Origin of the sequence: Synechococcus sp. CBW1004, assembly GCF_015840715.1 — a bacterium.
Lineage (GTDB): Bacteria > Cyanobacteriota > Cyanobacteriia > PCC-6307 > Cyanobiaceae > Cyanobium.
Map to the genome: position 1 here is coordinate 85,742 of NZ_CP060397.1, position 13,276 is coordinate 99,017.

Genomic DNA, 13,276 nt, shown 5'->3' on the forward strand with positions numbered 1-13,276 from the left:
CGACTCACCTCGCGGGCCTGAGCGAGGCCTGTTGCGGGTTTGGGCGTTCCCAGGCCCTGGCCTGAGCGATGGGGCACGCCCGGGACGATCGGCGCTGCGTACCGCGGTGGGTTCTCTTCCGCTCAGCGCTGTCACCATAGGGGGGGGCCTCTCCGCCCTGCAGGCATCTTGATGCTGCCTCCGCCGTCGCCGCCGTCGCAGCAGGGGGCCCCACAGGCGTCCGTTGAGGCGCGCTCCGCAGGGGATCCATCGGCCCAGGCACCTGCCGCCGTCCCTGCCACCGCGCGGCGGCTGCTCTCTGCGTTTCGCCGGTTGTTGATCGGCAGCCAGCGGCGCCTGCCTCTGGTTGTTCTGGTGCTGGGTCTCGGCCTCACCGCGGCCGTCGCTGAACAGACCCGTCGTCTCGGTCAGCAGAGCCATGAACAGATCGAGCGGGCCCTGCTCGATGACGTCGCCGATGCGATCGAGATGAAGCTCAAGGAGGTGATCGACACGATCAACGGCGTGGCGGGCCTGTTCAACGCCTCCGCAGAGGTGGATCGGCGCGAATTCAGCACCTACTACGAGACGCTGCGCCGCGAGGAGAACAGTCTCGCCGGCATCCAGGGCATCGGCTTCAGCCGCTTCCTCACCGCGGCCCAATGGCCATCCCAGACGGCGGCGCTGCGTGCGGAGGGTTTTGACGATTTCACGATCCGTCCACCGGGGCCGCGGCCCTACGGCAGCGCGATTGTCTACCTGGAGCCCTTCGACCTTCGCAACCAGCGGGCCTTCGGGTTCGACATGTACAGCGAGCCCGTCCGTCGCCGGGCCATGGATCGTGCCGCGCAGACGGGGCGGGCCTCGCTGTCGGGTCAGGTGCAACTCGTGCAGGAAGGCACCATCGACGTGCAGCCCGGGGTGCTGATCTATCTGCCGGTCTGCCGCCAGGGAACGCGCACGCCGCCGCGTTCCGCCTCGCAGTACTCCACAACGCTGCAGGGGTGGGCCTACGCGCCGATCCGGGTGGGGGATCTGGTGCAGGCGGCGCTGCGCACGATCAACAACCCTGTGCTGGCCGGTTCAACCGTGCGGGTGTACGACGGCGACACGGTCGCGAGCAGCGATCTGATTTTCGACAACACCCGCCAGCAGAATCGCCCGTCGCTCGGCCACGCCCAGTACCAGCCGATCACCGTGGCGGGTCGACGCTGGAGGATCGGTATTCAGCTCAGCGATCAGCTGATCGGTCCGGGCGGCTGGTCCGGCCAGGTGCTGCTGGTGCTGGTGCTCGGTTCGATGGGGACAGTGATTGCTTCGCTGGCGACGGCGATGCTGATCACGAATCACCTGCGTACCCGTGAAGCCCTGGCGATCGCCGAGAAAGCCAATCAGGAGCGGGCCCTGGCCGCCACCGTGTTCGAGGCCAGCCCCGAGGCGATCGTCGTCACCGATTCCCAGGGCAGGGTGCTGTCGGCCAATCAGAGCTTCGCCCGCATCACGGGCTATGCCGGAGCCGAGATCCTGGGGCGCAGTCTCAACCTGCTCAAGTCCGGGCGGCATGAGGGTGATTTCTACGCCCGGCTCTGGGAGGACGCCCGCGAGCGAGGGTTCTGGCAGGGCGAGATCTGGAACCGGCTGCGCAGCGGCGAGATCCGTCGCCATGAGCTGAGCGTCACCGCCGTGCACGACTCCGCTCTGCAGATCAGTCACTTCGTGGGCATGCTTCAGGACATCACCGATCGCCACCACGCCCAGGAACTGGTGCGCTACAGGGCTCTTCACGATGAGCTCACCGGGCTGCCGGGGCGGGCGATGCTGCAGGAGAAGCTCAATGTCGCCCTGGCCGTGGCGGAGCGGCAGGGCGGCCATGTGGGCCTGCTGTTTCTCGATCTCAACGGCTTCAAGCCGGTCAATGATCAGTACGGTCATGCCATCGGCGACCGGGTGCTGCGGCTGGTGGCCCAGCGCCTGCGCGCCGCCACCCACAGCGAGGATCTGGTGGCGCGCCTGGGCGGCGATGAATTCGTGATCCTGGTGCCGCGGGCCATCGGTCTGGAGGAGCTGCAGGCCTTCGCTCAGAAGATCCAGGCGGTGATTCGCCTCTGCAGCAGCGAGTTCGATCTGCCGATCGCCATCAGCGCCAGCATCGGCATCGCTCTTTCGCCGCAGCATGGCATCAGCTCCGGGCAGCTCCTCGATGCCGCCGATCAGGCGATGTATCGCTCCAAACAGGACGACAGCCATGGCATCACCATCGCCCGGCAGGTGCCGACGACGCTCGCCGCTCCGGGGGATGACAGCCAGCCTGGGAGCTGATCAGCCGGGCAGGATCACCCGGTTGAGCACATGCACGATGCCGTTGTCACAGGTGATGTCGGCCTGCAGCACCGTGGCGTTCTTCACCTCGAAGGGGTCGGCCCGACGAATCGGCACCGGGGCTCCTTCCAGGCTCTCCCATTCGGCATGCACGATCAGCTCCTCGCGTCTGTGGGCACCGGCGAGAACGTGATATTTGAGGATGCGGGCCAGCTGGGGGGTGTTGTCCACCAGGGTATGCACGGTGCCGGGCGGCAGGGCCGCGAAGGCGTCGTCGACCGGCGCGAACACCGTGAACGGACCGGGACTCTCCAGGGCGGCGGTCAGGCCGGCCAGCTCGACGGCGGTGAGCAGGGTGTGGAAGCAGCCGGCGGCCTGTGCCGCTTCGAGGATCGTGGCCATGGGGAGCGGGGGGTGGAAGGGCGTCGGGTCGTGGTCGTCACAGGACGGCGGCAGGCACCTCGGGAGGTGGGGATCGTCCGGAGCGTGGTGATCGTTCAGCGGTAGTCCTGGGTCTGGATGGCACCGAGGCGGGCCTCAGGGCGCAGGAAGCGATCCATCTGGGCCTCGAAGAAGCGGCGGTTGGCCATCAGATGCTCGGGATCGCTGTCATCGAGCGGGTAGAGCAGGGCGCAGCGCAAGGCCTGGATCACCGCGGAGGTGACGTTGTACATCGAGCGCTGGAAGGTGATGCCCAGCTGCACCAGCTGATCCTCCTCGCCGCGGCGGTGCTGTCTGTAGAGCTCCTGCAGATAGGGCGGCAGGAAGTGCAGCATGTCCTGCATCAGCAGGGTGGGCGGAATGCCGGCGGACCCCACGGGGAAGACATCGGCGTACAGGATGCCGTAGTGGAAATCGGCCTGATCGGATGGCACCTGGCCGGCCTGGGCGTTGTAGCTCTTGGTGCCGCGGAAGGGGGCCGTGCGATAGAAGACAGCCTCCACATATGGAAGGGCCGCTTCGTACAGCCAGGTGAACCCCTCCGATTTGGGGATCACCTCGATGCATTCGTCGCCCACATGGACGTGGTGGTAGATCGGCCGGCCGGCAACGGCAAAGATGCCGTTCACCAGGAAATTCATCGCATCGGGCACTCCCTGGAAGCCGCCTTCGTCGTAGATGTCGCTCATCTCGAAGAAGACTGGTGCCATCACCTCCCAGAACAGGCCGAGATTGGCGTAATAGCTCATCTGTTTGACCTGTTCCATGAACATTTCAGGGAACAGCGCATACAGACCCAGCATCAGCGGGTTGCCCCGGAAGTAGGCCCTGATCGCCCGATCGGCATTGGCCCGGTAGGCGTCGCTGGCCAGATAGTCGTTGAAGCGCCCGCCCATGCCCTGATGCCAGAGCATCGCCTGCATGCAGGCCTCGGCGAACTCCATGTTGATGCGGTCGTGCCACAGGTGATGCAGCAGCTTCGGCATCCTGCCGGTCTCGCCCCTGGCCATGAACGCGAGCAGTTCGGGATGGGCCTGTTCGCCGCCGCGCCAGATGCGCAGCTTCGATTGATCACCGGCGTAGGAGTTGGGGCGATCGAGATACTCCTGGCTGGGGAAATACTTGAACGCCGGCAAGGGGTTGAGGAACACCCGTTCGGCGATGTAGAGCAGATCGCGCCAGTAGAAATCCATCGGCACGGCGTAGGCTTTGTAGATGCCGATGATCTGCATCAGGTTCTCCGGCGAGTCGGGCAGCATCGAACCCCCCGCTTCCAGCCGGTGAATCACATCGGCCCAGCGGTGCTGGGATGGGGGGATGAGCGGAGCCTTGCTGGGCGCGTCGAGGGTGGCGTTGGCGGGCGTCATGCGGGGAGCACCTCCGGTGCGGCGGGGGAAGCAGAGGCGAGAGCGGTGTCGGCCACGGAGGCCGACGCCAAGGCCGAAGCCGGTGCGTTGGCCGGCCCGGCGGAGAGGATGGCCCCGTCGCCGGCGGCCATTGGCGAGAGCGAGGGCCCCTGGGACAGCAGGAAGGGCTGGGAGCGCAGGGCGAGGGCGTTCGCTTCCGATTCGCTCCAGCCGGTGAGGGCTGTGGGCCAGATGCCGAACGCCACCACCAGGGCGGCCAGCACGAGGGCCGGTGCCCGCTCTCCCCACCGGGTCGAGACCCAGTTGGCGCGGCTGTTGTCCAGCCGGCCGAAGCCCACCCTGTTGAACAGGCGGATGGCGTAGACGGCCGTGAAGCCCGAGGCGATCAGCGAGACCAGCGTGGCTCGCGGGAAGGCGGTCCAGCTGCCCTCGAACACCATCAGCTCGGCCGGAAAGCCCGCCAGACCGGGGATGCCGGCGGCGGCCATCAGGGCCAGCAGCAGCATGCCCATGGTGAAGGGCAGGCCCCGCAGCGGGTTGAGGAGACCGGAGAGCTCAGGGATGCTGGTGGTGCCGGTGCGGCGTTCGATCAGGCCGACGCAGGCGAACAGCAGGGCCACGATCAGGCCGTGGGCCAGGATCTGAGCCACGGCACCCTGCAGGCAGAGGGGGGTGGCGGCAGCGACCGCCAGCACCAGAAGTCCCATGTGGCCCAGGGAGCTGTAGGCCATCAGGCGACGGATGTCGTCCTGGGCGATGGCATTGAGGGCGCCGTAGACCGCGCTGATGGCACCGGCGGCGGCGATCCAGGGGGACCAGGCACTCCAGGCGTCGGGCAGGAAGCCGACCCCGAAGCGCAGCAGGCCGTAGGCGCCCAGCTTGGTGACCACCCCACCGAGCATCATCACCACCGGAGTGGGCGCCTGGCCGTAGGTGAGGGGCTGCCAGCCATGCAGCGGAACGATGGGCAGCTTCAGGCCGAAACCCACCAGCAGCAGAACCAGGATCCAGCGCTGCAGCTCCACCGGGAGGGAGGCCTGCGCCAGGCTGGCGTAGCTGAAATCCACACCCTCGGCGCCGAGCCAGCCGAGGCTGAGCACGGCCGCCAGCAGGGTGAGCCCGGAGACCGCCCCGTAGAGCAGGAAGCGCACGGCGGCGGCGGCGCGGCGCTCACCCCCCCAGATGGCCACCAGCAGGGTGGTGGGAATCAGCACGAGCTCGAAGCACAGCAGAAACAGCAGCGCGTTGCGGGCCAGGAAGGCGCCGCTCACCCCGACGTTGGTGGCCAGCAACAGGGCATGAAACAACCTGGGGCGGCTCTGATCGGGGCGGGTCGCCAGGACCGAGAGCGTCGTCAGCAGGGCAGTGAGCAGCAGCAACGGCAGCGACAGGCCGTCGAGGGAGAGATCCAGGCTCAGTCCCAGCTTCGGCAGCCAGTCGAGACGCAGATCCGGTGGCGGCAGCCGCCAGCAGAGGAGTCCGAGCAGGAACTGCAGGCCCGCGGCCAGAGCCGCCAGAGGTCGCACCGCGGCGGCGCGCTCCTCCGTCAGGAGTTGGATCAGCAGGGCTCTGAGCAGGGGCGGAACCAGCAGCAACAGAAGAGCGATCGGTGGCATCAGCGCATCGACATGGCGGTCACGCCGTGGGTCCGGAATCCGGCCGGCCTTCGGGTGGGCGGGAAGCTACTGAACGTCCGCTGCCGTTGTCGCGGCTTGAAGAAAGGAAGTCGCGATCGTTGAGACAAGCAACTCTGATCGTTGGCCGTGGCCTCTCGCCTGGTGCTGCGGACTGCGCACGGCAGGCTTCTGTTCCCACGACACCCGAGTGATGGTGTTGGACCGGTCGGAGCGGGCCGCGATGAAGCTCAATTCAGGGAGCGAGCTGCATCAGGTTGCAGCGCCGGAGGGCTCAGTCGCTGTTGCGCCGCCCACCGAGAAACGGCAGGCGCAGATAGGAGCGCAGCTGCCGGCGGCGCGTGTCCTGAATGCGCCGGCCTTTGATCGGAATCGCCCGTGGCCGGTAATCGAGTTTCTGCAGCAGGGTGATCGACTCGCTGATCGAGATCGGCACGGAGAACAGGAAGCCCTGGGCGGTGACGGTGCCATGCCGCAGCAACCATTGGCGCTGCTGCTCGTCTTCCACTCCCTCTGCGGTGACCTCCAGGTTCAGATCCGTCAGCATCGTCAGCATCGTGCGCAGCAGAGTCCGAGGGGAATCGGTGTCATCGGTGAGCTGGCAGATGAAGGCGCGATCGATCTTCACGGCCTGGATCGGCAGGGAGATCAGCCTCGCCAGTGAGGAGTAGCCGGTGCCGAAGTCATCGATGGCGATCCGCACATGGCGCTCCACGAGGGCAGCGAGGAACTGGCTGAATTCCCCGCTGGTGTCCTGGAAGATGTCTTCCAAAAGTTCCACCTGCAGGCGCCAGCCGGGAGGGCAGGGGTTGTCATCGATCAACCCGAGCAGGCGTTTCCTCAGCTCTTGATCTTCCAGCAGGATTCCCGAGACGTTGAAGCTCAGCCGCATCTCGCGCAGCGGCACCGGCTGGGCGAGCAGCGGCATCGCGGCCAGGGCCTTCTCGATGATCAGCAGATCAAGTTCTCCGGTGAGACCGCATTCGGCCGCCAGCGGGATGAAGGTATTGGGCAGCAGCAGGCCGTCGGAGCGGGGCCAGCGGGCGAGAGCCTCGAATCCGATCGGTTCCGTGGTGCTGAGATTGACGATGGGCTGCAGGAAGGGTTCCAGCGCCTTGGCGGCAATCGCTTCGCGGAATTCGGATTCGAGTCGATAGCTCTCGCGGGCTGCCACGCGTGATTCGCCATCAATGAAGCGATAGGCATTGCCACTGAGGCGGCTGGCCATCCGCACCGCCATGCTGGTGTCAGCCAGGATGGCCTCGGAGCCGTCATAGTTCTGGCGACGCACAGCGATGCCGATGGACAGGGCCATCGACAGCGACTGCTGGCCACTGCGATAGATGTGGTTGGCAAAGGCAAGGATCCGCTCGGCCACCTTGCGCAACTCGCCCTGTTCCACGAAGAAGGGCAGCAGCACAATCAGCTCTGCGTCGGAAAAGCGGGCCACCGAGGCGGAACGGGGAATCGATGCAAGCACGCGACGGGCGGCTTCGTTCATGTATTCCTCCGCCACGATGCCGCCGAGAGTGGAATTCACCCGCTCGTAATCCCGGAAACGGCAGCGCATCAGACTGAACTCTGACTCCAGCTCCATGCTGAACATCAGATCCAGCATCTGCACCATCTGATCGCGGCTGATCAGTCGCTCCAGGGAGCTGAGGCGCTCGCTGGTGAGGCCGCGCAACTGCTCCACGGTCATGGCAGAGGCATCGGCGGCCAGCAGCGTGGATTCAAGCAGATATTCCAGCTGCTGCACGGTCAGCTTGGCCAGTCGTCGGATGCCGTTGATCTGGTCGTCGTTCAGCTGGTGGGGCTGGCGGCTGATCGCGCAGAGGCTGCCGATCACGAAGCCATCGGCGGTGATCAGCGGAAAGCCGGCATAGAAGCGCAGATAGGGCTCTCCGACCACGAGGGGATTGTCGGCGAAGCGGGGGTCGGCGAGCGCATCGGGGATGATCAGCGGTTCGCGCTGCAGGATTGTGTGGCCGCAGAAGGAGATGTCGCGCGGCGTCTCCTGCTGTCCCAGGGGTGCGCCCACACAGCTCTTGAACCACTGGCGGTTGCTGTCCACCAGGCTGACGATGCCGATCTCGGTGCCAGCGAGATAGCGGGTGAGTTCACTGATGTCATCAAACTTGGGATCCGCCTCCGTATCCAGAACGCCGAAGCTGTACAGCTTCTGTAAACGTTCCGCTTCGTCGTCTGGGATCAGAGGGGGTTCCATGGCCGTCAGCGGCTCATCTCGGAGGGGAGTGACAGGCGACTGACCAGCTCGCCATCATTCCATTCCAGCCGATTGCGGCCGCGACGCTTGGCTGTGTAGAGGGCCTTGTCAGCTGAATTGTAGAGAAAGTCAACGTTGTAGCCGCATTGGGCGGTGGCCGCCGCGCCGATGCTCACCGTGAGCGGAATGTTGTGACCGTTGTAGAGAAGTCTGTTCATCTCCAGCTGCAGGCGAAGACGCTCCAGCGCTTTGGCTCCGGCCTCGCGGGGAGCCGAGATCAGCATGGCGAACTCCTCCCCCCCGAAGCGACAGACCAGGTCTTCGGGTCTGGTGACGGTGAGCAGCAGGGAACCCACCGAGGCCAGGGCAGCGTCACCACAGCCATGGCCGTAGGTGTCGTTGATGCGCTTGAAGTGGTCGATGTCAAGGATGGCAAACACCAGATCTCCCTGGCGTTCCTCCGCTTCGGCGAGCACCTCCATGGCCAGATCCATGAAGGGGGTGCGATGCATCAGTTGCGTCAGGGCATCCGTCTGGGACGCCTCCACCAGCTGGGGCAGCATCCTGGCCGAGATCACGCACCAGAGACCTGCTGCCAGCACAGCTGCGATCATCGCGGAGATCAGCACCAGCCAGGGCACATCCTGCAGGACATCGCTGATGAGCATGCCCGCATCAAAATTGACCACCACCAGAAAGGGCTGTCGCGGCAGGCCGAGATCCGTCGGCGGCATCCAGACAGGGCGCACGATGCTGATGCCGCTCAGATGAAGATTCCAGTCTTCACTGCGCAGCTCCATGCAGGAGGTGTCCTGGCGTTGGAAGCACTGCACCACAGCACTGAAGTCAGGGTCGTCCTGGCCCATCTGCCGAAAGAGCCGATCACTGATCGGAAGTGCCGGCCAGGCTGGGCGCGAGCTGTAGGCGACCTTGCCGCTGCGATCGAGGACCAAGGTCACATTCACCCGGTCAAAGCGCTGGGTTCGGTTGGTCTGGGTGTAGGACTCCAACAGCTGCTGCCGTTGTTTGCTCGTCATCGGTATGCGGAGGCTGGAGGCCACCAGATGGGTGATCTGCTGCCCTTCCCGCACCGTTTGTTTCTGGTGTTCCCAGAGGTCGTAGAGGGTCAGCGCCGTGCTGATCACCAGGGTGGATCCCAGCCAGTAGGTGATCAGCAGCTGCCTCAGAAACTGACCGGTCTGCCTGAGGGAGGAGGGGAGCGGGATCATGTGCTCTTGCTGTAGCGCTCAATCACGCCTGAGATCTCGGCAAGAGAAGCCTCGACATTCTGATGGGCCTGTTCCTCCGAGCGCAGGAAGGCCTCCTGCTCCACGGCGCAACCGCCGCTCTGCTCGAGCTGCCGTTGCAGGGCCTCGGCAAAGCGTCTGGCATCGTGGAGTGCCGCGCGGGCGGCTGCCACATCGTTCTCGAGGCTGCTGAGTTCCTGCAGAGGTACGCCCCTCTCCAGCTTGAGATGGGTGATGTCCACCTGATTGGCCACGAAGAAATCAGGCTTGCCGCTGCTGCCTCCCACGGGTGAGAGAGTGAGGCGATTCCAGAAGCGACTGCCATCGTTGCGATAGTTGATCAGCTCACCGCTGTAGGGCTGCCCCTGATTCAGGGCGTCCCGGATCCGGCGCACCTCCGCCGGATCGGTATCGGGCCCTTGCAGGAAGCGACAGTTGTAGCCAATCGCCAGGTCTCTGCTGTAGCCGGTGATCCTGGTGAAGGCCTCATTCACATAGATGAGGGGCCGGTCTGGTTTGCGCATGTCGGCAATGGCGATGCCCACGACCGAATTGTCAACCGCCGTGCCGAACAGGGACAGCTCCTGCAGCTGATCGCTCATCCGGGCCGCGAGCTCTGACTCACGCGCATGGACGGTGCTCAGCTTTTCGTTGATCTTCCCCAGGTTGCGGCTCTGTCGCTGGAAGACCCAGGCCGCCGCCACCGACAGCAGGCCGAGGAGGGAGATATAGCCAAGCAACGTACCGATCTTGCCGAAGCTGTTCACCTGCAGCCCGCGCACGGTGACCTCCTGAATGCCGCGGATATCGCCCACCTTCCAGTCCCGCTTGGGTGAATCGGGATGGGTGTTGTGGCAGGTGACGCAGGCCTGGCGCATGATCACCGGCGTGGCCAGCCGGTAGGAGGAGCGGCCGAGGCCGTTGCCCTGAAGCTGGGTGTAGGTGGTTCGCTCCGGATCGGCACGGAAGGCGTTGATCGCCCTGGACTCGAACGGGTCCAGCTGGCGGGCCACGCGTTTGGCAAAGGGATAGTCAGAGATGAATTCGTAGGAAATGCGTCCGTCGCGATGGGCGTTGTCAAACAGTGCGCCCAGCTCGATCGAAAGGGTGGCGGGAATCGGGATGCCACCATGAATGTCGCGGTAGTTTTCGCTGTACACCGCTTTGCCATCGGCAGCCTGCAGACGGGCAATCACGTTGTCGGCGTAATAGGCGCGGATGTCGGTGGCCAGGCTGGCGATTTCCTCGGCCTGCATCTTCATCTGGGCCACCGTGGCATCGGAGATGGAGTTCACCATCACAACCGGCAGCAGCAGCAAGGCTGCCAGCAGCAGCCACAACACCGTTTCCGGCCGCACCAGCATCGCCAGCCGCCTTTGCAGCCAGAGGATCGTGCTCTGAAAGCGCCTGGGGTCCCTCCAGGACAAAGTTCTTCGGGCAATTTCAGCCAAGGAAACCAGCCACCGCCCAAGCGCGCCGCTCCAGGTTAGCGCTCAGGTGCAGCGGATTCGGTTCACCTGAATCCGGGCTGAAAATGGGGCTGGCCACGGGTGGAGATCGGCTTGAAACCCCGATCCGCCGCGTCTGCCGGGGTGTCGCGCTGCCGCTTCAGAGTCCTGCCAGCAGCCAGGCGGCCATCAGCAGCACTCCCAGCACCAGTGTCAGGGCATAGGCCTGGGAGCGGCCGGAGGTGGTGAGGCTGAGGCGGCGGGCACCGATCAGCGCGGCACCGCCGGTGGCACCGCTGAACTCATCCACCACCCGCAGCTCGGACCAGCGGCTGAGGCGGGCCAGCAACAGCACCAGGGCGACGACAGTGCGGTGATAGAAACGCTCGGTCTGCATGTCGTGCGCCAGCCAGTCCTGCAGGCCGCCCAGGGCGGCGGGAAGCTGGGCCAGGGGGTGAGGCCGCAGGTAGAAGACGGCCGAAAGGCCACCCCCGATCAACGTCGACAGAAGCAGAGGCAGTGCGAGCGGGCCCCAGCCCGGCAAGGGATCGAGGGCCAAGACGCCATTGCGCACCAGCAGCTGGGGCAGGTGCAGCACCAGGCCCATCAGCAGCAGCGTGGGCAGGGCCATCAGCCAGAGCACTTCGGGAGAGCGCATCGTGAACGGCGTCGGCTGCCCGGCCCAGATCAGGCCGAACACCCGCATCAATCCGGCGCTGATCAGGGCATTGGTGAGCAGCACCAGGCCGCCGAGCAGGAGGGGATGGCTGCTGCCCGCCGTCAGGCTGAGAAGCTCCCGCAGGGCCGCGAAACCACCGAAGGGGGGCAGGGCGACCAGGCTCACGGCCCCGCTGAGGAAGGCCAGACCCATCAGCGGGCGCTTGCTCCACAGGCCCCCCAGCTGGGTGAGGTCCTGGGTGACGTTGGTGAGCACGATCGCACCCACCGCCATCAGCATCAGGGCCATCGGCAGCGGGTAGACGAGCATCAGGTGGTCGGCCACCGGGATGCCGTCGAGGCCCACCGCCACGAACAGCAGCCCCATCCAGCTGGTGACCAGGAAGGAGAGCGCCCGCTTGACATCGATCTGGGCCAGGGCGATCAGGGCTCCCACCAGGGCGCTGGTGCCGCCCACCACCACCAGCACCGACTGCACCAGCGGCACCATCTCGATCAGCGGCTGCAACCGCAGCAGCACCCAGGCGCCGCCGACCACCACCACCGAGTTGCGCAGCACGGTGGAGGGGAGCGGACCCTCCATGGCTTCATCCAGCCAGAGGTGCAGGGGGATCTGGGCGCATTTGCCCATCGGACCGGCGACCAGGGCGAGCACGATCAGGCTGAAGCCGGCAGGCAGCGGCAGCTGGTTGTTGGCCTGATCGGCGGCCCAGGCCTGGAGGCCTGGAAATTCCAGGTGCCGGTGAGCGGCAGCAGGGCGATCACGCCGGCCAGGAGGATCAGGTCACCGATGCGCTTGGTCAGAAAGGCGTCGCGCGCTCCCTTCACCACCAGGGGCTGGTTGTACCAGGTGCCCACGATCAGATAGGTGCCCAGGGTCAGCAGCTCGAGAATCACGTAGCTGAAGAACAGGGAGTCGGTGAGCACCAGGGCGCACAGGCCGGCCTCGAAGAAGCTGAGCGAGCCGAAGAAGCGCGGCCAGCCCCAGTCCATCTCCAGGTAGGCGATCGCATAGATCTGCACCAGCACGTGCAGGGCCGTGATCACGGTCATCGCGATCAGGGCCGGTTCGGTGATCAGGCCGTCGAACCCGATGCGCAGACCGGCGGTCTGCAGCCAGGTCCAGCCGAAGGTGAGCGGCCGGTAGATCGCCGACGAGCCGGCGCCGGAGTTGGAGTGCAGGGCCACCAGGGCGGCGGCGCTGTGCACGAAGGCCAGGCTGCCGAGCAGCAGGTTGAGGTAGCCGCAGGGCCGCGGGCCCGTGCGGGAGATCAGTCCCGGCGACCAGAGCAGCGACAGCAGCGAGGCCAGCAGGGGATAGAGCGGGATCAACCAGGCCGTCTGGGCCGGGAGCAGGGTCATGGCGGCGGGAGCGAGAGCTGGAGCCGATGGGCCCCAAACCCTAAGCAGAGCCTTGCTTTTCTGGGCTGTGCGGGCCAGTGGCAGTTCCTATGGCCAAGGCAAGCGCCGCTGATCATTGCCTCCTGGCCGGGGTTTCGGTCGCCGTTGCTGCAGAACGTGGGGCGACCAGCCCTGCAAAAGTGGGCATTCCCGTGCGGCAACCATGGCCTGTCATCGTTGCGGCAGTCGGATGCTGAGCCGGGCCGGCAGCAGCCGCCTGGGCCTGGTCTGCAGCGACTGCGGCACCCCCGCCCCACTGCGCGTCGAGGCTGGCAGACCCCACCCCCTGCTCACCGGCCTGACCCTGGTGTCGATGGCGGCCTTCGCGATGCTGCTCTTCTTTCTGACGAACTGGAGGCCGCTGCCGGCGCAGCAGGCCTCCAGCCAGAGGGCGATGATCAAGCAGATCACCACCGGCGCCTTCGAACGGGAGCCGGAGCTGATCGACAAGGGTGTCCAGGACGAGTGAGTCCAGCCAAGGGCGCAGCTGGTGCCCACGCCGCCTCGGGGCGGTTCAGGCCCCGGTGATCCGATC

The 13,276-nt window shown here is 65.9% G+C and carries 10 protein-coding genes; 2 read left to right on the forward strand and 8 right to left on the reverse strand.

Annotated elements, in window-relative coordinates:
• Window positions 1-171: 171 nt before the first annotated feature.
• Window positions 172-2,298: a CHASE domain-containing protein gene (locus tag H8F25_RS00415; protein WP_197211570.1), complete on the forward strand. Its 2,127-nt coding sequence runs from the start codon at window positions 172-174 to the stop codon at window positions 2,296-2,298.
• Here H8F25_RS00415 and H8F25_RS00420 read toward each other — a convergent pair whose 3' ends face one another.
• From H8F25_RS00420 to H8F25_RS18050, 8 genes are all read right to left on the reverse strand, one after another.
• Entirely contained in the window at window positions 2,299-2,700 is a 402-nt protein-coding gene (locus tag H8F25_RS00420; protein WP_197211571.1) for a fasciclin domain-containing protein, read from the reverse strand.
• A gap of 95 nt (window positions 2,701-2,795) precedes the next feature.
• Window positions 2,796-4,106 (reverse strand): CO2 hydration protein, encoded by a 1,311-nt coding sequence (locus tag H8F25_RS00425; RefSeq protein WP_197211572.1) that lies wholly within the window; start codon window positions 4,104-4,106, stop codon window positions 2,796-2,798.
• Window positions 4,103-5,722, reverse strand: a complete 1,620-nt coding sequence (locus H8F25_RS00430) for a NuoM family protein (RefSeq protein WP_197211573.1) — start codon at window positions 5,720-5,722, stop codon at window positions 4,103-4,105. The genes H8F25_RS00425 and H8F25_RS00430 overlap by 4 nt, the downstream gene beginning before the upstream one ends.
• Before the next feature lie 292 nt (window positions 5,723-6,014).
• The gene (locus H8F25_RS00435) at window positions 6,015-7,967 is read right to left on the reverse strand and encodes a sensor domain-containing phosphodiesterase (RefSeq protein WP_197211574.1); all 1,953 of its coding nucleotides are present in this window, start codon (window positions 7,965-7,967) and stop codon (window positions 6,015-6,017) included.
• Between the two features lie 5 nt (window positions 7,968-7,972).
• Window positions 7,973-9,196, reverse strand: coding sequence for a GGDEF domain-containing protein (locus tag H8F25_RS00440; RefSeq protein ID WP_197211575.1), 1,224 nt, complete (start codon window positions 9,194-9,196; stop codon window positions 7,973-7,975).
• Window positions 9,193-10,641 (reverse strand): DUF3365 domain-containing protein, encoded by a 1,449-nt coding sequence (locus H8F25_RS00445; RefSeq protein WP_197211576.1) that lies wholly within the window; start codon window positions 10,639-10,641, stop codon window positions 9,193-9,195. Before H8F25_RS00445 ends, H8F25_RS00440 begins: the two co-directional genes overlap by 4 nt.
• A gap of 181 nt (window positions 10,642-10,822) precedes the next feature.
• Entirely contained in the window at window positions 10,823-11,995 is a 1,173-nt protein-coding gene (locus H8F25_RS18045; RefSeq protein ID WP_370525777.1) for a proton-conducting transporter membrane subunit, read from the reverse strand.
• Window positions 11,996-11,997: 2 nt separating this feature from the next.
• A complete protein-coding gene (locus H8F25_RS18050) occupies window positions 11,998-12,702 on the reverse strand; it encodes a proton-conducting transporter membrane subunit (protein WP_370525778.1) in 705 nt (234 codons plus the stop codon).
• Window positions 12,703-12,904: 202 nt separating this feature from the next.
• Between H8F25_RS18050 and H8F25_RS00455 the strand changes: the two genes are divergently transcribed.
• On the forward strand, window positions 12,905-13,210 hold the full coding sequence (locus H8F25_RS00455; RefSeq protein ID WP_231596954.1) for a hypothetical protein: 306 nt from the start codon (window positions 12,905-12,907) through the stop codon (window positions 13,208-13,210).
• Window positions 13,211-13,276: the final 66 nt, after the last annotated feature.

Excerpts from the sequence above, each read along its gene's own strand:
- H8F25_RS00415 (WP_197211570.1), top strand. The coding sequence starts at position 172 with ATGCTGCCTCCGCCGTCGCCGCCGTCGCAGCAGGGGGCCCCACAGGCG.
- H8F25_RS00420 (WP_197211571.1), bottom strand. The coding sequence starts at position 2,700 with ATGGCCACGATCCTCGAAGCGGCACAGGCCGCCGGCTGCTTCCACACC.
- H8F25_RS00425 (WP_197211572.1), bottom strand. The coding sequence starts at position 4,106 with ATGACGCCCGCCAACGCCACCCTCGACGCGCCCAGCAAGGCTCCGCTC.
- H8F25_RS00430 (WP_197211573.1), bottom strand. The coding sequence starts at position 5,722 with ATGCCACCGATCGCTCTTCTGTTGCTGCTGGTTCCGCCCCTGCTCAGA.
- H8F25_RS00435 (WP_197211574.1), bottom strand. The coding sequence starts at position 7,967 with ATGGAACCCCCTCTGATCCCAGACGACGAAGCGGAACGTTTACAGAAG.
- H8F25_RS00440 (WP_197211575.1), bottom strand. The coding sequence starts at position 9,196 with ATGATCCCGCTCCCCTCCTCCCTCAGGCAGACCGGTCAGTTTCTGAGG.
- H8F25_RS18050 (WP_370525778.1), bottom strand. The coding sequence starts at position 12,702 with ATGACCCTGCTCCCGGCCCAGACGGCCTGGTTGATCCCGCTCTATCCC.
- H8F25_RS00455 (WP_231596954.1), top strand. The coding sequence starts at position 12,905 with ATGGCCTGTCATCGTTGCGGCAGTCGGATGCTGAGCCGGGCCGGCAGC.